Raw genomic sequence first — 16,775 nt, forward strand, 5'->3', positions numbered from 1 at the left:
GCGTAAATATCCGCTCACCCGCATCGCGCGTGCAAAGCGGTGCCGATGGTCACGGCCGCCAGCGCGCGGACGTTCGGGCGGACGAGTACAGAAACTGGTTTATTCCCGTCACCGGAATCACCGCGCATGATCGTACCCGGGTCGAGCTCCCAGCAGCTCGCGGCCGCCCTCGCCGACGAGACGAGCCGACCGCTTGCGACCGCGACGTACGACCGGTTCCCCGACGGTGAGCGGCTCGCTGCAGTCCCATCGTTCGACGGACGGCGGGCAACGGTCATCGCAACAACCGACTCAGATGCGGCGTGGGTCGAACTCCTCCAGCTCCAAGACGCGGTGCGTGAAGCGGGCGCCGAACACGTGACGACGGTTATCCCGTACATGGGCTACGCCAGACAGGACGCGTCGTTTCGCGAGGGGCAACCGATCTCCGCACGGGCGATGGCACGAGCCATCTCGACCGGATGTGACCGTGTCGTCCTCGTCACGCCCCACGAGCCGGCTGTTGCTGACTTCTATACCGTCCCGGTCGAGACCGTCGACGCCGCACGCGTGCTCGCATCGCCGCTCGGTTCGCTCACCGATCCGCTCTTTCTCGCACCGGACGCGGGGGCGGTCGACATCGCCGCGCGGGTCTGTGACGCCTACGGCGACGGCGAGACCGACCACTTCGAGAAGCACCGTGACCGCGAGACCGGCGCGATCGAGCTATCCCCGTCTGACGCCGCGGTTGACAGCCGAGACGTTGTCGTCGTCGACGACATCGTCGCGACTGGGTCGACGATGAGCGAGGCCGTCAGCGTGTTGCGGCGTCGGGGTGCCGCTCGCGTCGTCTCCGCGTGCATCCACCCCGTCCTCGTCGGGAACGCGACGACGCGGCTTCGGGCCGCCGGCGTCGATCGGATTGTCGGCACCGACACGGTCGAACGAGGGTGTAGTGTCGTCACCGTAGCGCCGGTCGTTGCGGACGTACTCCAAGCGGAGCCGATCGCCGGGAACGGTGAGTAGCCGCGACAACGAGCGATCGGTCGTCACCACTAGCAATGACCCGGGTCGAGGACACGTGGGTGAGCCGCTCCGCAATTGATAAACGACGCTCGCCCGTTACTCGGGTAATGGCCGACTGGACCGAACGGTACCGCCCGAGCACGCTCTCGGAGGTCCGCGGCAACGACAAGGCCCGCGACGCGTTCGCTGAGTGGGCACGCACGTGGGACGACCACCGCGAGGCCGCCATCCTCCACGGCAGCCCAGGTGTCGGAAAAACGAGTTCGGCGCACGCGCTCGCGGCCGACATGGGCTGGGAGACCGTCGAGTTGAACGCCTCAGACCAGCGCACTGCCGACGTCATCGAACGCTTTGCCGGGCGTGCAGCCCACAACGCGACGCTCGCCGGTAGCGCGGGTGGGGCTGGCACCGACGGGACCGACGCCGACGCCAGACAACTCGTCATCGTCGACGAGGCCGACAACATCCACGGGACCTACGACCGTGGTGGCGCCTCAGCTATCACGCGGCTCGTCAAGTCCGCCGGGCAACCCATCGTCCTCATCGCCAACGAGTTCTACGAGATGTCGCGCGGGCTCAGAAACGCGTGTCAGGAGATCGAGTTCCGCGACGTCTCGGCCCGCTCTATCGTCCCCGTCCTGCGTGACGTCTGCCGCAAGGAAGCGATCGACTTCGAGTCGGACGCACTCCAACACATCGCCGAACAGAACCGCGGTGACCTTCGCGGTGCAGTAAACGACCTCCAAGCCGCGTGTGAGGGCCGTTCGTCGATAGCCGTCGAGGACGTGGTGACCGCTGACCGCGACAAGTCGATGGGGATCTTTCCGTTCCTCGACGCCGCGCTGAAGGAGTCGTCGGCAGAAGAAACGCTGCAGTCTGCATATGCGGTCGACGAGACGCCGGACGACCTCACGAAGTGGATCGAAGACAACCTCCTCGACGTGTACGACCCAGCCGAGGCGACGCGGGCGTACGACTTCCTCGCGAACGCCGACGTCTGGCTCGGGCGGGTTCGATCGACTCAGAACTACAGCTACTGGCGATACGCCACCGACAACGCGACTGCCGGCGTGGCTGCTGCCCGCGAGGGTGAAAAAGGCGGCTGGACTCGCTACGGACGACCCCAGTTCTGGCCGTCGAGCGACGCAACCGCCAACGCAGTCGTCGAACAAATAGCCGAAACGAGCGGCTGTGATACGGCGACCGCCCGTCGTGAGGTGTTGCCGTTCCTCCAGACAGTGACACACCACTGTAAGCCACGAGAGCTGACGGTCGCGATGGCAGCCGCCTACGATCTCGACGCGGCTGGCGTGGCGTTCGTCACCGGTTCGGGCGAGTCGACGAACAAGGTTGCGTCTATCGTCGAAGACGCACAGGAACGTCGCGAGGAGCAGCTGGAGGCAAACGTAGGGGACGCGTTCGCGATTCGGGCGACCGAATCTGATTCGAGTGAAGACGGGTCGACGAACGGTGAAAACGAGCCCACGGCGACCGACGACGAGACGACGACAGACAGACCCGAGTCGAACGCGAACGAGGACGAGTCCGCGTCACCAGACGACGAGTCAGACGACGACGGCCAGTCGGGACTGAGCGACTTCGTATGAGCCGCCGGGGACGAGCGGCCGGTCGCTGGCAGCTTTATTTCGTCGCGGTTGAAACGGTACCGTATGCGTGCAGCGATACTGCGATCGTACGGCGAGCCGCTGGCGATTCGTGACCTTCCGGCGCCAGAGCCGGCATCTACCGGCGCGGTGGTACGCGTCGATGCTTGTGGCGTCTGTCGGAGCGACTGGCACGCGTGGAAGGGCCACGGGGAGTGGGCAGACGACCGCGTTCCACACGGGCAGGTCCTCGGCCACGAACCGGCCGGAACGGTCGTCGCGGTCGGCGATGACGTGACGCGATTCGCGCCCGGCGACGACGTCGTCGTCCCGTTCTCACTCGGCGATGGAACGTGCCGTCACTGCTGTCGCGGCCACGGTAACGTCTGTGCGGACGGCCGCGCCCTCGGCTTCGAGCCGGACGCACCCGGTGCGTTCGCCGAGCGCGTCGCGGTTCCCGACGCCGACTACAACCTCGTCACGCGGCCGTCATGGCTCCCCGCTCGCGACGCTGCCGCACTGGGCTGTCGATACATGACCGCCTACCACGCGCTCTTCGAGCGGGCCGGCGTCAACGCCGGCGACTGGGTCGCCGTCCACGGCTGTGGTGGGGTCGGGCTCTCTGTGACCCAACTCGCCGCGGCCGCGGGTGCCCGCGTCATCGCCGTCGACATCGACGACGAGGCGCTTGACAGAGCACATACACTGGGTGCAACCGCGACCGTTCCCGGCGACACGGGCCAGCGGACGGTTCCCGAGCGTATTCGATCGCTGACCGACGGCGGAGCGGACGTCTCACTTGACGCGCTCGGGCGCGCCGAGACGTGTCAGAACTCGGTTCGATCGGTGCGGTCGCGTGGGACACACGTCCAAGTCGGGCTGACGACGGCCGCAGAACAAGGGTCCGTCGAGCTGCCAACCGATTGGATGACCAGGTGGGAGGTGTCGTTTCTCGGCGCGCGGGGGATGCCACCGACGACGTACGACGACCTTTTTACGTTCCTCAACGCGACCGACGTCGACCCAGGCTCACTCGTGACGCGTGAACTCGCCCTCGAAGACGTCTCCGCGCGGCTCGCCGCGATGGACGAGTACGAGGTACGAGGTGTCGAAGTCGTCACAACGATGTGAGCCGAGAAGCGACCGACCGTGGCCGCCGCACCCGTTCACAACAGCCGTGAGAGGAACTGTCGGCCGCGCTCGGTGTCAGGTTCTTTGAAGAAGTCCGTCGTCGGCGTGCGTTCGACGATACGGCCGTCTGCCATGAGGACGATGCGGTCGCCGACCTCGCGGGCAAAGCCCATCTCGTGGGTCACGAGCAACATCGTCATTCCCTCTGTGGCGAGCCCCTCGATAACATCGAGGACCTCACCGACCAACTCGGGATCGAGCGCACTCGTCACCTCATCGAACAGCATCACGGTCGGCTCCATGGCGAGCGCCCGCGCGATCGCGACCCGCTGTTGTTGGCCGCCGGAGAGCGCCTCCGGATACGAGTCGATCTGGTCGGCGAGCCCGACACGGTCGAGCAGATCGTGTGCTCGCTCCTCGGCCGTCTCTGCAGAGAGTCCTTTCACCCGCGTCGGCGCGAGTGCGACGTTTTCTACGGCCGTCTTGTGTGGAAAGAGGTTGAACGACTGAAACACCATGCCGACGCGCTGGCGAACCTCGTTCACGTCGGCATCGAGGACCGATTGGCCGTCAATCTGAATGTCGCCCGACTGTATCGTCTCGAGCCGGTTTACACACCGAAGTAGCGTCGACTTCCCCGAGCCGGAGGGCCCGATGACGACGACGACCTCCCGCTCGTCGATCGCGAGGTCGATGTCGCGGAGCACCTGCGTCTTGCCGAAGTACTTGTCGACCCCATCGAACGTGACGAGCGGGTCACTCATCGCTCTTGGCCCCCGTCGGCGTCGTCAGTGCCCCCCGGCGAGAACCGCGAGAGTCGGCCGAACATGCCGTCGTCCGAGCCCCAGTTCGATCGTCGCTCAAGCCCGTCGACGAACTGGCTCATCGACATCGTAATCGCGAGATACAGCACGCAGACCCATACCAGCGGGGTCCACGGGTCGAGCTGATTGCTGTTGATGTTCCGGAAGACACTCATGATCTCTGGTACCGCGATGACCGTGAGCAGTGAGGTGTCCTTTACGAGGATGATCTGGTCGTTGCCGATGGCGGCTAAGGCGTTACGCCACGCCTGTGGCAACACGACCGCCCGCAGCGCCATCACTCGAGACATTCCGAGCGAGCGTGCGGCCTCCATCTGTCCGTCCGGGACGGCGTCGATGCCACCGCGGATCGCCTCACCGACGTACGCGGCGTGGTTCAGGGTCAACCCGATGATCGCTGCCGGCACCGCCCAGTCTTGAAACGGAAACTCGCCGGTCGCCCACAGTCGCGGGACGCCGAAGTAGATCACGAACAGCTGGAACAACAGTGGGGTGCCACGGAAGAACTCGATGTATCCCGTCGCGATTCGGCCGGTAATTGGTGACGTCGAGATGCGGCCCAACCCGACGAACATACCGGCTGTCACCGAGAGGACACTGGATATCACCACGATTCGTACAACGAGGAGGAACGCCTCGAAGAATCGCCCGGCGATAAGCGGTGAGGCGAGCAATCGGAAGTTCACCTGTGTGGTGACGATCCAGACGAGCAGGCCGCCAATCGCGAGGACGAAGCTGCCGGCTGCAAGCTCGCCGACGCGCCTGACGAGCCGATCGCGCATCAGGACGCCGCCGGATTGCGTGTCGGTGTCGGTCTGTGTCGCCATGGGTGGTACGACGGCTGGTGTGGGTGCTTAGCCCTCGAAGTACTCGCCGTATATTTCGTCGTACGTGCCGTCTTCACGGATCGCCGCGAGCGCCCCATTGACCTCCTCGCGGAACCCGTCGTCGTCCTGCCGGAAGGCGATCCCGTACTCTTCGATCGTGAGCGTGAGGTAGTCGGGGGCGTTTTCGCGGTCGGCGGCGACGCCGTCGCCCTCGAGGAACACCACACCGTCGTTTTCGGCGGCGAACTCCGCGCTCACCGTGTTGTCGTTGATGACGGCCGACACCTGGTTGTTGAGCAGTGCGTCGAACGCACCCGTGATCTGATCGTAGCTCTCGATGCCGAGTTCGCCGTCGAACTCGGCTTGGAGGTCCTCGGCTGCCGCCTCTCCTGTCGTGCCACGCTGAACGCCAACGTCGACACCGCGTAGGTCCGCACGCTCGGTTATCTCGCCGTCGTCAAGGACTAACACCGTCTGGTAGGCGGTGAAGTACGGGTCAGAGAAGTCGACCTCTTCCGCCCGCGTCTCGTTGATCGTCATCGCGCTCATGATGATCCGAAAGTTGGCGTTGTTCAACGAGGCGATGATGCCGTCGAAGGCTGTTTCCTGGAACTCGTACTCGAGGCCGAGTTCACCCGCAAAGACTGCCTCCGCAATGTCGACATCAAAGCCGACGAGCTCACCCGCCTCGTTGCGGTACTCGAACGGAGCGTACGGGATATCCGAGCCGATCGTGACCGTCTCCTGGCTCTCTGCGGAGTCCTCTTCGGCCGTCATCGTCTCCTCCTCGCCCGACCCGCTCTCGTCGCCGCTCTCGGAGCTACTCTCGCTACCGTCGGACCCACCCTCGCTTCCGCCAGAACAGCCGGCAAGTGCGACGGCGCCGCCCGCGCCAAGCGTCGTTAGGTACTGTCGCCGATTCACGCGTCTATCGGTAGGCATACCCACAGGAAGGGCGATTACGGTTTAAGACTTATCAAGCAGCGACCGGTCGCGGCGAGGGTTGCGATGAGACTCAGTCGCTTTGTGTGGCCGTCGAGTGACGCCGAGCCGTGTCGGCCCCCCAGACGAGCCACGCCGCGGTCGCAGCGAGCACGAAGGCGGCGCCGAGCGCGATGAGATTCACCCACTGCCACGTCGCGGTGTACAACACCCAGTCACGTCCGAGCAATAGCGTCACAACGAATGCACCGGTCGCACCAGCGGTGAGCCGCCGAACCGCCTGCGCCGTCGACGCGTGGATCCCAGCCCCAGTCCCGTTCATCGCCTCGGTGGTGGAGACGAGCGCGGCGACGAACCCGAGGTGTGCGCTCAAGCCAGCGAGATAAAACGCCGCCTGTGCGCCTGGTGCGTAGGTGAGAATCGGGACTGCCCGCGAAAAGAGCGTGCTCACGAGGATACCAGCGAGCGCGACGCCGAACGCCACACGGAGCAACCGGGCGGAGCCGCCACGTCGACCGCCCCACATGGTCGCGAGTCCGAGGAGCGTGAAGATACAGAGCGCGACGGTCAGGTGTGCGGCGTGCGTCGAGACCGTGTATCCACCGGGGACGAGCCCGCCGACCGTGACGGTGATGGCACCGACGGTGATCTGTATCGGGAGGATTGCAACTGCGAGCGTTGCGGCCAGTCGCGTTCGACGGTCGAACGACCCGAACCAGCTCCAGGCGCCGACACCGAGGATCAGGAAGCCGGTGACCATCGCCCAAACGCGATGGAACCACTCGATGAAGTCGGGGTTGATCGCGAGCGTCGGGATGAGCTGGTCAGAACACAGCGGCCACTGGGCCTGACACGCGAGGCCAGAGCCCGTCGCCGCGGTGTACACGCCGAGTGCGAAAAGCGACAGCGTCATCCCCGTCGTCGCCGCCGCGTACCGACGGAACGTCAGCCACGAGGGTCGAAGACTCATTGTCGGGAGCACGGTACGCGCATACTTAGACCGTTCGAACACGCCAGGTCACGGGGCTACGACACGCGAAGTACCCGGCAATCGAACCACGCATCCGACACCGGACACGCGGTCACCCGACCGCGCTCACCCGGTCAACTCACGGCGTGCCCGGCGTGCTCGTTCCGCCATCTCCGTGCGATCCTCGACGTCTGCGAGCGTCTCGACGGCCTCTAACTGGCGAACGGCGTCGTCGAGGAACGACCGCACGTCGCCGGTGTAGGCGTACACCATGTACTCGTCGGTCATCACGTCGACAATGGCTTGCGGGCCGAGACCCTCCGCTCGCAACTCGAGTACGTAGCGGATGAACTTCTCTTCTGGACAGCCGCAGTACGGGCTCGACTGACAGTCACAGTCGAGGAAATCCTCGGCGAAGTCCAACACCCGGTCACGCGTGGCGGCGTCGAGCCCAGCGAGCTCGTCGCCGGTGAACAGCAGGTCGAGCGTCGCCCCGGCAAACGCCCCCTTCGGGAGACTCGTCTCCAGCTGTGCGGCGAGCTGGCGGTGGTTCTTCACGTATATTTTGTCGGTGAACGCCACGATTGAGAGGCGGTACGTCCGCATCGCTCAAAAGGAGCGCGGTACCACTCACTGAAGCGTCGACGCGGTGATTCGCGACAGGTCGCTATTGGATGTGGCCTTCGCGGCGGAGCTGGTCAGCTTGGTCGTCGGTGTACCGCCACTCGACGTTCGCTTTCTCGTCTTGCCAGTCCCACGGCTCCGCGATGACGATGTCTCCCTCGTTTATCCACGTACGGTACTTCATCCGACCGGGAATCCGACCCAGTCGCTCTTCGCCGTCGACACAGCGGAGGCGGACGTGGTTCCCACCCAGGTGCTCTGTCACCACGGCGAACACTTCGTCATCGGAGGGCATTCGGAGGTTCCGACGCCCTGAGTTTTCGCTCACACCGAACGATACAGGACACGCAGGTATAAGTGATTGGAGACGACGAGCAGCCGAGGAACCGGCAGGGCACTCGTTGGGACCGGTCACACCGGCTCAAGCAAAGTGCGCGTCGACCTGTGTAGCCGTCTCGCGCTCGTCACCAGAATTATCGACGACGACGGCGTCTAACTCAACTGGATCGAACGCCTCGGCAAACTGTCGGTAGACGTCGACGTCTGCGTCGCTTATGCCGTCGCGCTCCCGGATTCGGCGCTCTGCGACCGCCTGGTCGCACTCGACGCACACGAGGGTGCTCTCCGCCGCAGCCTCAGCGCCCAACTCGACCGCAGCCGTCCGAAACCGAGCGTCAGCGAACGTGGCGTCGAGTACGACTGATTCCCCACGGTCGAGCCGGTTCTCGGCGCGCGACAAGAGCGCGTCGTACACCGACGCCGTCTCCTCGGCCGAGTACGTCGGATCTGCGTACAGCGACTTTCGAACCGCGTCACTCCGCACTACCGTGGCGTCGATTTGCTCGGCAACCTGTCTGGCGACGGTGCTCTTTCCCACGCCGGGAAGCCCGCAGACGACGACGAGGGTGCCTGCGTCGGTCACACTCATTCATCTGGGGGTTCGCCGAGACACACATCAAGCTTGCTACCCGAGAGCGAAGCGTTCAACCGTCGACTTGCCGTAGCTCGCGCATGGACACACTCTCGTTCGAACAGCAGCCAGAACAGCTCTCGCCGATCGTCGTCATCGCGACCATCGCGCTGATCGCCGTCTTCGCGCTCGGCTTCATCATCCAGGCGATCGGTCTCGCGCTCTGAGCCACCGGCCTCGACCGACCACAGAGACCACATCCGACAGGGGTATCACCCTCCCAACACACCTACTGGCATGGATCGGCGCGTGTTGCTCGCGGCGCTCGTACTGTTCGCCGGCGGCGCCACCGGTGTCGGCGTCGCCGTCTTCGCGTTCGTCGGAGTCGACGGCGCGACCGCAGAGGCATCGGTCGTCTGGGAGTCAGACGCCGTCTCTGGGGACGACGGCACCGGGACGGCAAGCGTCGACGTCGACGGCTCAACGCTGCTCGTGCAGCCAGCGATGGTGAACGGCACCCACGGTATCCGCGCCGTAGCGCCGGGCGTCGGGACGCAGTGGACGAGAGCGGTCACGGCCCAGGCGACTCCCGAGGCGAGCGGCGCCGCCCGAGCGCCCAGCGGCGGCGTCACAACCGGTCAACTCGACGGCAATCCAGTCGTCGCGACGACCACCGAAGACGGCCGACTCGTCGTTCGCAACGCCGCCGATGGCAGCGAGCGATTCACGGTCGATTTAGGCGGATCGAGCGGTGTCACGCCGGCGATCGGTGACCCAACTGGTGACGACACGAACGTCGTCGCCGCCGCGACGACCGACGGTCGGATTGTTGTAGTCGGCGCCGACGGCAGCCGACAGTTTGAGGCGACCGTCGACGGCAGCGTCGAGCGCCGACCGCTGATCGTCGGGCCCAACCCGGACCCCGACGGCCGCGAAACGGGTATCGCGGGAGGTATTGCGGTCTCGACGGCTGGAGGCGATACCGGAGCAGTCACCCTGTTCGATGCGGCGGGGACGCCACTGTGGGAGCGAACGCCTGCGGTAACGCTGGTGAGCTGGACCGCCGCATCGACCCGTCGCGGCCCCGTGATCGCACTCGGCGGAGCGAACGGTAACCTCGAGGCGATCGACGTCGCCGACGGGTCGACGCGCTATGAGGTTGGGCTCCAAGACCGCCCGGTCGCCGTCGGCGGGCTCGACGCCGGGCGCGTGCTCGTCGGAGGCGTCGGCAGCGTCTGGGCCGTTGATCTCCTCGATGGAGAGGTGGTGTGGAAACAACAGTACGGTGGAGAAACCCGTGTGAACGCACCGGGAGTCGGCGACGTCACGAACGACGGGACGCCCGAGGTCGTCGCCGTGAACCGCCAGGGCGCGCTGCTCGGGCTCAACCGAAACGGCGAGCCGGTGCTTCGCGGCGGCCTCGACGGAACAGACGGCACACCGGTTGTTTACGCCGGGCCGCTGTTTGCCGACACCGATGGGGACGGCACCGACGAAGTGGTGATGGTCGATGAGACGGGCCGCGTGTCCGTCCTCTCATCTTGACATCCTCCCCGCGGTGAGGCGCGAGGCGTTCTTCTTGGCTTTCCGTAACTAGGGCTCGAGTGAGCGCGGGGTTTCACCGGAAATGTGGTGTGTAAAATGCGGCGCCGCTAGGCAGCCGTCGCCCGACAATTAAAAGCGTTGAGCCGTCAGTGCGACTCGTCCTCGTACACCCACGTCGCGGTGTCGAGATCGTAGTCGACGAGCTCGTCCCCCTGGAAAAAGAGGTCGATCTCGCGCTCGTTTGCGCCCTCGTCTTCGTGGTCTGAGGCGTGGATCACGTTGTGGCCGAGGTCAAGCCCGAAGTCACCACGGATCGTCCCGGGTGCGGACTCGGCGGGGTCGGTCTCACCGACCATCGACCGAACCTGGCGGGTCGCGTCCGCGCCTTCCCACACCATCGCGAAGACGGGACCGCTGGTGATGAACTCGACGAGGCCGTGGAAAAACGGCTTGTCAGCGTGTTCACCGTAGTGTTCGTGTGCCAGCTCCTCGTCGATCTGTGTGAGCTTGCCGGCGACGAGCTTCAGTCCGCGCGCTTCGAACCGCGAGACGACCTCACCGATGAGGCCACGCTGGACGCCGTCCGGTTTGACCATGACGAACGTGCGCTCGTCGTGGTGGCTCACTGCTCGCCTCCTTCGGCACGCCCCTCCTCGGTCCACTCAAGGTCGCGTGCCTCACGACCGAGGAAGTAGTTCTTCTCCGCCTTCGAGTCGACAAAGTGGAGGATCTGGCCGTTCGTCTTCACGTACATCGTGCCCGTTCCGGGCTCGATCTCTTCACCGGTGTAGTCGCAGGTGCGTGTCTCGACCATATTATCTCCCGCCGATGGCGTCGGCGTCGCGCTGGGTCTCACGCAGCTGGAGCACGTCGCCCAGCCGCACCGGACCTAAGACGTTTCGCGTGATGATCCGTCCCTGGTTCGATCCCTCCTGAATGCGGCACTTGACCTGCATGGCCTCGCCGTGCATCCCGGTCTTGCCGACGACCTCGATCACCTCGGCGGTGGTCGAGTCGCTGGCACCCTCTTCTGCGCTCATGGGTGGTTATCGGAGCTCCGCGACCTTCTCGCCGATGTCGTCGACGTCGTCGACGGCGTCACCGGCGTCAACGACCGCGGCGGCGGCGGAGCCGACCTCGAGGCCCGCGGCGTGGCCGACCTCGTCTTGGGTGTCGACGAAGACGACCGGGATGCCCTTCTCCTCGGCGAGTTCGGGGAGGTGCATCACGATCTCTTCGGGCGAGACGTCCTCGGCGACGAGGACGAGCTTGGCGTTGCCGCGCTCGATGGCCTTCGTGGTCTCGTTGGTTCCTTTCTTGACGGTTCCGGTGTCTCGGGCGACCTCGAACGCCTCGAGCGATCGCTCGGCGAGGTCGGCTGGGGTGTCGTAGTCTACGTAAACTGGCATGCGTGTGTCACCTGTGTCCTCCGTGTGAGCTCGCGTGTCCGTCCCGTGGCCGGTCCCTGTCGGAACAGCACATCATCGACCCCACAGAGGGTGTACACCGTGGTACTGCTGGGCAGCATAAAAGCGCTTTCAAACCGCCCCACGGGTGTGTGACGGCCGCACAGTGAGCGAGCCAAACCGGCCGCATGGCGGCACGCACGGACCCGATCACCGGCCGATCGTCTGTGCGACTACTCCATAGCCGTCTCGTGGATCACAAGCCGAGGTACAGCTCCATCAGCGCTTCTTCTTCGGAGAGTTCGGACGGCGGACCGTGGAACTGCACCTCACCCTCGGCGAGGATGTAGACGTAGTCGGCGAGCCTGAGTGCGGCGCGCACGTTCTGTTCTATCAAGACGACCTGAGCACCCGTATCGACGAGCCGTTCTATCAGCCCGAACGCGTCGTCGACGAGCTTCGGTGCGAGCCCCGCCGAAGGCTCATCGAGCAGGAACGTGTCTGCGCCGGTCATCATCGCGCGGCCGAGGCTCACCATCATCTGTTGTCCACCAGAGAGGTCACGGGCCTGCTGGCCGAGTTTTGCCTCGAGCGCCGGGAATACCTCGAGGACAGTTTCGCGACGCTCAGCAGTGATCGCGTCGTCGTCGACGGTGAACGCGCCGATCTGCAGGTTCTCTTCAACGGTGAGGCTCCCGAAGATACCGCCACCCTGCGGGAGCGTTGCAATGCCGTGAGTGACTATCGACTCCGGTGGCACCTCGGTAAGGTCGACGTCACCGTATGTGATGTTGCCGTCCCACACCGAGACGACGCCGTTTAACGTCTTCATGAACGTCGACTTCCCGGACCCGTTCGGCCCGAAGATGCACGTCACGCCGTCGCGACTCTCGAAAGAGATGCCATGGAGCACCTGATGGCGGTCGTACCCCGCTTCGACGGCGGTTGCCGAGAGCGTCGGAACGTCCTCGCGGCTCATATTGGCACCTCGTCGTCTTCGGCGGTCGTTCCGCCGAGGTATGCCTCACGAACCGCGGGATCAGCCGAGACCGTCTCGAAGTCGCCTTCGGCGATATGTGTGCCGGCGTCGAAGACGGACACCGTATCTGCGAGTGTTCGCATTACGTGCATGTCGTGTTCGATGACGACGAATGTGGTCCCGCGGTCGTTCAGCTCGTGGATGTGGTCCATGATCCGCGATTCGAGTGCAGGATTGACGCCTGCCGCGGGTTCATCAAGCATCACGAGTGCCGGATCGAGCATCAACACCCGACCGAGTTCGAGCAGTTTCTGTTGGCCGCCGGACATCCCGCGGGCCTGGTTGTCGGCGATGTGATCGATCTCGAGAAATGCGAGGATCTCTTCGGCACGGGCTTGCTTTTCTTCGCGCGAGCGACCCCCCTCCGTCTGGACCGCGAGCATGTTTTGTCTAACGGTCATATTTTTGAACGGAGAGACGATCTGAAACGTCCGCCCGAGTCCGCGTCTGGCGAGCCGGTGTGGCTCCCAGGCAGTGACGTCTTCGTCGTCAAAGACGACGCTCCCGCCGTCAGGATCATAAAACCCCGAGACGGTGTTGAAAAACGTCGTCTTACCTGACCCGTTCGGGCCGATGATACCGCGAATCTCACCGCGTTCGACCGACAGCGAGATCGCATCGTTAGCGGTCAGTGCACCGAATTGCTTCGTGAGTGCGGTGGTTTCGAGGATTGCGTCGGTCATCGGAGATCGAACCTCTCTCTGAGCGCACGAACGTTCTCGCGGACGTCGGTGGCGTCGACCTCACCGCGCAGGATGCCGATGACGCCACTCGGCGCGAACAACACCGTCAGCATGATCAGCGTCCCGATGAGCGGGAGATAAAACGTCGTCGAGCCGAGGAACACCGACGAGAGTCGTTCCAACAGGAAGACTAAGAGCCCTCCGGCAATGGGTCCGGTGAGCGTCCCGAGGCCACCCAAAAGCGCCATGATGACCATCCGATCGGTGATTATCGGCGCGAGCACGTCGTTCGGGTGGATGTAGACGATGTACCACGCATGGACCGCGCCGAAGAGCGCCGCCACCACACACGAGAGCACGTACACCTGTCGCTTTACGCGGGTCGTGTCAATGCCGAGTGACTCGGCTGCATCCTGATCGTCACGAAGTGCTTTCACCCGGAAACCGAACTCACGGCGTTCGAAGAGGACGTAGGTGAGCGCCATCGTACCCACACACAGCGTGAGCATCGCGTAGTAGAAGAATGCCTCCGAGATAGGGAACGGTGCCGCGATACCGACGAACGAGTCAGGCGATCGCGGCAGGCTCAGTCCAAACGTTCCGCCCGTGATCCCGGTGACGAGGGCCGTCTGTTTGATCGCCTCAGCAAACGCCCACGTCGCGATCGCGAAGTACGCACCGGTGAGCCGGAGTGTCGGGATCGCGACGACTGCGGCTACAGCGGTTGCGACGACGGCTGCGAGCGCGAAGCCGACGAGGAACGGGTACCCGAACTGCGCCATCGCGACTCCGGCTGCGAAGGCGCCGATCCCGAAGTACGCGCCGTGACCGAAATCGAGGTAGCCGGCGTACCCGCCGATCATGTTCCACGACTGAGCGAGACCGATCCACATCAGCGCGCCGAGACCGATGCGTGCCCAGAAGGGCCCGAACACCAGCGGCCACGCGAGCAACAGCAATCCAACGCCGGCGTACCAGTAGCGACGAGCGCCGGGCAACCTGTCGAAAACGGAAACTGGGCCCGTCATGTGGCCCACTCACCCTTTCCTAAGATGCCTGCCGGAGACACAAGCAGGACGAGGTAGATGATTGCGAACAAGACGAGTAACACCAGATTCCCGCTCACATACACCGCGGTGAACGACTGTGTCAGCCCGAGGACGACACCCGCGAGGATCACTCCGGGGAGGTATCCCATCCCGGCGAGAACGACCATGAAGAACGCGAACGCGGTGTACTGCAGTCCCATCCCGGGGTTGGCGGTGAACGTCATGCCGATGAACACACCGGCGCTTCCGGTGAGCGCGGCGTACGCCCCGTAGGCGATCGACTGATACCGATTGATATTGATTCCCATCAGCCGCGCGTTCGTTCGATCTTCGGCGATGGCGCGGATCGCCATCCCACCTTTCGTACGGTAGAGATAGTACATGAACGCGACGAGCGCCGACACACCGAAGACGGCTGTCACAGTCCGGACAACCGGAAACGTCCCGACACCGGGCACGCTCACGCCACCGGTGAGAAGCGAGGACGGCACGTCCCGGTTGTTTGGACCAAAGATCGTGAGCACCGAGCCGCGGAGGAACGTCGCGAGCCCGAAGGTGAACACGAGCCCCATCAGCAACGGGTGTGGACGGTCACCAGTCGTCACGTGGTGAATAAACGGCTGCACGAGCGCACCGAGCGCGAAGAAGGCGACGAGCACGACCGGGATAGCGAAGATCCCCTCAGCGCCAAACAACGGTGCGAGTATTGCACCCGCAAACGCCCCGACCATCACGTACTCGCCGACCGCGAAATCGACCACCTCGAGGACCCCGAATGCCAGCGAGAATCCCACGCCGATCGTGACGTAGATTCCACCGAGCAGGAGCCCGTTGATCACTATCTGTGTGAATAGTCCGATATCGACCATGTCGCAGGCGTTACCGGTCCGCCCACGCTGGAGCGGGGTAGGTTGCCTCGGTCGTCGCCGATTCTTCGGGGCCGACGATCGACGGTGCGCCCTCGCCGCCGAGTTGGACGAGCAACGTCTGTGTATTGACGTTGTTGTGGTAGTAGTCGCCGCTCGTCTCGAAGGCGACGTCCCCGTAGAAGGTGCTGACGTCGATCGATTCGAGGATACTAATGAGCTCGTCTTTGTCGTCCTGTGAGAGCGGGGGTGTTGCGCCAAGCTCTTTGAACGCCTCTTGGAAGACGATCCCTGCGGCCGTCGAACCGGCCTGTGTGTAGTCCGGTGCTGAATCGTACGCGGCCGTCGCGGCGTCGGCGTAGGCGCCCGGGGAATGGAAGAGCACTCCTCCGGAGCGCTCGACGCTCGGGATCCAGACGGTCGCACCGAAGGTGTGGGGGGCCTGTGTGCCGGCACCGTCTTTGAACGACCCCGTGTTGACGCCGTAGTGCATCAGGAAGCCGTCGGGCGTGTAGCCGAGCTGTTCGGCCGCGTTGACGAGGTTGACGTGGCTCCCGATGTGTCCCCCGTGGAAGTGAAGATCCGGGTCGGCGTCCTGTGCCGCACTCACTACATTGGTGTAGTCGGTGTTGCGGGGGAACTCTTCGTAGTTTTCCACGGTGATACCGGCTGCTTCGGCCGCCGCGCGCATCGCCTCACCGGTCGCTACAGAGAACGGTTCGTTGACCGCCGTGATGTACACCGACTCTGGCTGTGGGTCGAGGTTCAACAGCGCCGTGGCCGCCTCGTTGCCGATGATACTCACCGTCGGAATGGTACCGAAGCTGTACTCGAAACCCTCCTCCCAGATCTGCGGTGACTCCGCGCTCCCAGTGATGTGAGGCATCGAATTCTGTTCCATAATCGGACACACCGCGAGGGTGACGTTACTGGAGTAGGGGCCTAATACGGCGTCGGCGCCGTCGTTTACCATCTGTGAGGCGGCGTCAGCACCGGCAGAGGGGTTCGATTGTGCATCCGCGTACTCGATCTGTACCTCGTACGTCTCACCGCCGACTTCGATCCCGCCCTGTTGTTCGTTGAGCGTGTCGGCCCAGAGGTCGTACCCACGTTGGGTGACTTCCCCGCCAAATCTGAGATCCCCAGAGAGTGACGTCACCGCACCCAGCTTGAAGTAGTCGCGTCCTGAGCTGCTGCCCCCCGAGCAGCCGGCGAGTCCGACCGCAGCCACCGCGCCGCCCATTCCCTTCAGGAACCGCCGTCTGTTGTTTCTCGCATGTGTCATAGTGACACGTTGGCATCTGTGTATCCCCAATAAACGTTTATGTGACGGACAGAAACCGTGTTTTC

Annotated in this window: 21 protein-coding genes; 5 read left to right on the forward strand and 16 right to left on the reverse strand. The window is 64.3% G+C overall.

Translation table 11 applies throughout. The features are described 5' to 3' along the window. The first annotated feature begins 126 nt into the window (after positions 1-126). The 3 genes from prs to ACWUI7_RS07440 all read left to right on the forward strand — a co-directional run bounded on the left by prs (position 127) and on the right by ACWUI7_RS07440 (position 3,740). On the forward strand, positions 127-1,005 hold the full coding sequence (gene prs / locus ACWUI7_RS07430; RefSeq protein ID WP_496641584.1) for a ribose-phosphate diphosphokinase: 879 nt from the start codon (positions 127-129) through the stop codon (positions 1,003-1,005). 107 nt (positions 1,006-1,112) lie between these two features. Continuing rightward, on the forward strand, positions 1,113-2,612 hold the full coding sequence (locus ACWUI7_RS07435) for a replication factor C large subunit (RefSeq protein WP_496641585.1): 1,500 nt from the start codon (positions 1,113-1,115) through the stop codon (positions 2,610-2,612). A gap of 63 nt (positions 2,613-2,675) precedes the next feature. Further along, complete coding sequence (locus tag ACWUI7_RS07440; protein ID WP_496641586.1) at positions 2,676-3,740, forward strand: alcohol dehydrogenase catalytic domain-containing protein; 1,065 nt, start codon at positions 2,676-2,678, stop codon at positions 3,738-3,740. Between the two features lie 35 nt (positions 3,741-3,775). On the opposite strand, the gene ACWUI7_RS07445 is transcribed toward ACWUI7_RS07440, so the two are convergent. The 7 genes from ACWUI7_RS07445 to ACWUI7_RS07475 form a co-directional block, all read right to left on the reverse strand. Then, a complete protein-coding gene (locus ACWUI7_RS07445) occupies positions 3,776-4,504 on the reverse strand; it encodes an amino acid ABC transporter ATP-binding protein (RefSeq protein WP_496641587.1) in 729 nt (242 codons plus the stop codon). After that, the gene (locus tag ACWUI7_RS07450; RefSeq protein WP_496641766.1) at positions 4,501-5,346 is read right to left on the reverse strand and encodes an amino acid ABC transporter permease; all 846 of its coding nucleotides are present in this window, start codon (positions 5,344-5,346) and stop codon (positions 4,501-4,503) included. The genes ACWUI7_RS07445 and ACWUI7_RS07450 overlap by 4 nt, the downstream gene beginning before the upstream one ends. A 72-nt stretch (positions 5,347-5,418) precedes the next feature. After that, positions 5,419-6,333: a basic amino acid ABC transporter substrate-binding protein gene (locus ACWUI7_RS07455; protein WP_496641588.1), complete on the reverse strand. Its 915-nt coding sequence runs from the start codon at positions 6,331-6,333 to the stop codon at positions 5,419-5,421. 73 nt (positions 6,334-6,406) lie between these two features. Beyond that, on the reverse strand, positions 6,407-7,303 hold the full coding sequence (locus ACWUI7_RS07460; RefSeq protein ID WP_496641589.1) for a COX15/CtaA family protein: 897 nt from the start codon (positions 7,301-7,303) through the stop codon (positions 6,407-6,409). Between the two features lie 126 nt (positions 7,304-7,429). Further along, on the reverse strand, positions 7,430-7,885 hold the full coding sequence (locus ACWUI7_RS07465; protein ID WP_496641767.1) for a DUF5814 domain-containing protein: 456 nt from the start codon (positions 7,883-7,885) through the stop codon (positions 7,430-7,432). Positions 7,886-7,970: 85 nt separating this feature from the next. Then, positions 7,971-8,255 (reverse strand): translation initiation factor eIF-1A, encoded by a 285-nt coding sequence (eif1A, locus tag ACWUI7_RS07470; RefSeq protein ID WP_496641590.1) that lies wholly within the window; start codon positions 8,253-8,255, stop codon positions 7,971-7,973. Between the two features lie 93 nt (positions 8,256-8,348). After that, positions 8,349-8,855, reverse strand: a complete 507-nt coding sequence (locus ACWUI7_RS07475) for a P-loop nucleotide/nucleoside kinase family protein (protein ID WP_496641592.1) — start codon at positions 8,853-8,855, stop codon at positions 8,349-8,351. Positions 8,856-8,938: 83 nt separating this feature from the next. Here ACWUI7_RS07475 and ACWUI7_RS07480 point away from each other — a divergent pair, with 83 nt between their 5' ends. Both ACWUI7_RS07480 and ACWUI7_RS07485 read left to right on the forward strand, forming a co-directional pair. Continuing rightward, entirely contained in the window at positions 8,939-9,064 is a 126-nt protein-coding gene (locus ACWUI7_RS07480) for a hypothetical protein (protein WP_496641593.1), read from the forward strand. A 70-nt stretch (positions 9,065-9,134) separates the two neighbouring features. Further along, the gene (locus ACWUI7_RS07485; protein ID WP_496641594.1) at positions 9,135-10,382 is read left to right on the forward strand and encodes a PQQ-binding-like beta-propeller repeat protein; all 1,248 of its coding nucleotides are present in this window, start codon (positions 9,135-9,137) and stop codon (positions 10,380-10,382) included. Positions 10,383-10,528: 146 nt separating this feature from the next. On the opposite strand, the gene ndk is transcribed toward ACWUI7_RS07485, so the two are convergent. From ndk to ACWUI7_RS07530, 9 genes are all read right to left on the reverse strand, one after another. Beyond that, on the reverse strand, positions 10,529-11,008 hold the full coding sequence (gene ndk, locus ACWUI7_RS07490; protein ID WP_496641595.1) for a nucleoside-diphosphate kinase: 480 nt from the start codon (positions 11,006-11,008) through the stop codon (positions 10,529-10,531). Beyond that, on the reverse strand, positions 11,005-11,196 hold the full coding sequence (locus ACWUI7_RS07495; protein WP_435160988.1) for a 50S ribosomal protein L24e: 192 nt from the start codon (positions 11,194-11,196) through the stop codon (positions 11,005-11,007). The genes ndk and ACWUI7_RS07495 overlap by 4 nt, the downstream gene beginning before the upstream one ends. A 1-nt stretch (position 11,197) precedes the next feature. Next, complete coding sequence (locus tag ACWUI7_RS07500) at positions 11,198-11,422, reverse strand: 30S ribosomal protein S28e (RefSeq protein WP_435160987.1); 225 nt, start codon at positions 11,420-11,422, stop codon at positions 11,198-11,200. 6 nt (positions 11,423-11,428) lie between these two features. Then, on the reverse strand, positions 11,429-11,791 hold the full coding sequence (gene rpl7ae / locus ACWUI7_RS07505; protein WP_435160986.1) for a 50S ribosomal protein L7Ae: 363 nt from the start codon (positions 11,789-11,791) through the stop codon (positions 11,429-11,431). A 253-nt stretch (positions 11,792-12,044) separates the two neighbouring features. Continuing rightward, positions 12,045-12,767 (reverse strand): ABC transporter ATP-binding protein, encoded by a 723-nt coding sequence (locus ACWUI7_RS07510; RefSeq protein ID WP_496641596.1) that lies wholly within the window; start codon positions 12,765-12,767, stop codon positions 12,045-12,047. Beyond that, complete coding sequence (locus ACWUI7_RS07515; RefSeq protein ID WP_496641597.1) at positions 12,764-13,510, reverse strand: ABC transporter ATP-binding protein; 747 nt, start codon at positions 13,508-13,510, stop codon at positions 12,764-12,766. The genes ACWUI7_RS07510 and ACWUI7_RS07515 overlap by 4 nt, the downstream gene beginning before the upstream one ends. Next, positions 13,507-14,538, reverse strand: coding sequence for a branched-chain amino acid ABC transporter permease (locus ACWUI7_RS07520; RefSeq protein ID WP_496641598.1), 1,032 nt, complete (start codon positions 14,536-14,538; stop codon positions 13,507-13,509). The genes ACWUI7_RS07515 and ACWUI7_RS07520 overlap by 4 nt, the downstream gene beginning before the upstream one ends. Further along, a complete protein-coding gene (locus ACWUI7_RS07525) occupies positions 14,535-15,428 on the reverse strand; it encodes a branched-chain amino acid ABC transporter permease (RefSeq protein ID WP_496641599.1) in 894 nt (297 codons plus the stop codon). The genes ACWUI7_RS07520 and ACWUI7_RS07525 overlap by 4 nt, the downstream gene beginning before the upstream one ends. A gap of 10 nt (positions 15,429-15,438) precedes the next feature. After that, positions 15,439-16,710 (reverse strand): amino acid ABC transporter substrate-binding protein, encoded by a 1,272-nt coding sequence (locus tag ACWUI7_RS07530; RefSeq protein WP_496641600.1) that lies wholly within the window; start codon positions 16,708-16,710, stop codon positions 15,439-15,441. Between the last annotated feature and the right edge of the window lie 65 nt (positions 16,711-16,775).

It is taken from the genome of Halorubrum orientale (assembly GCF_059623105.1).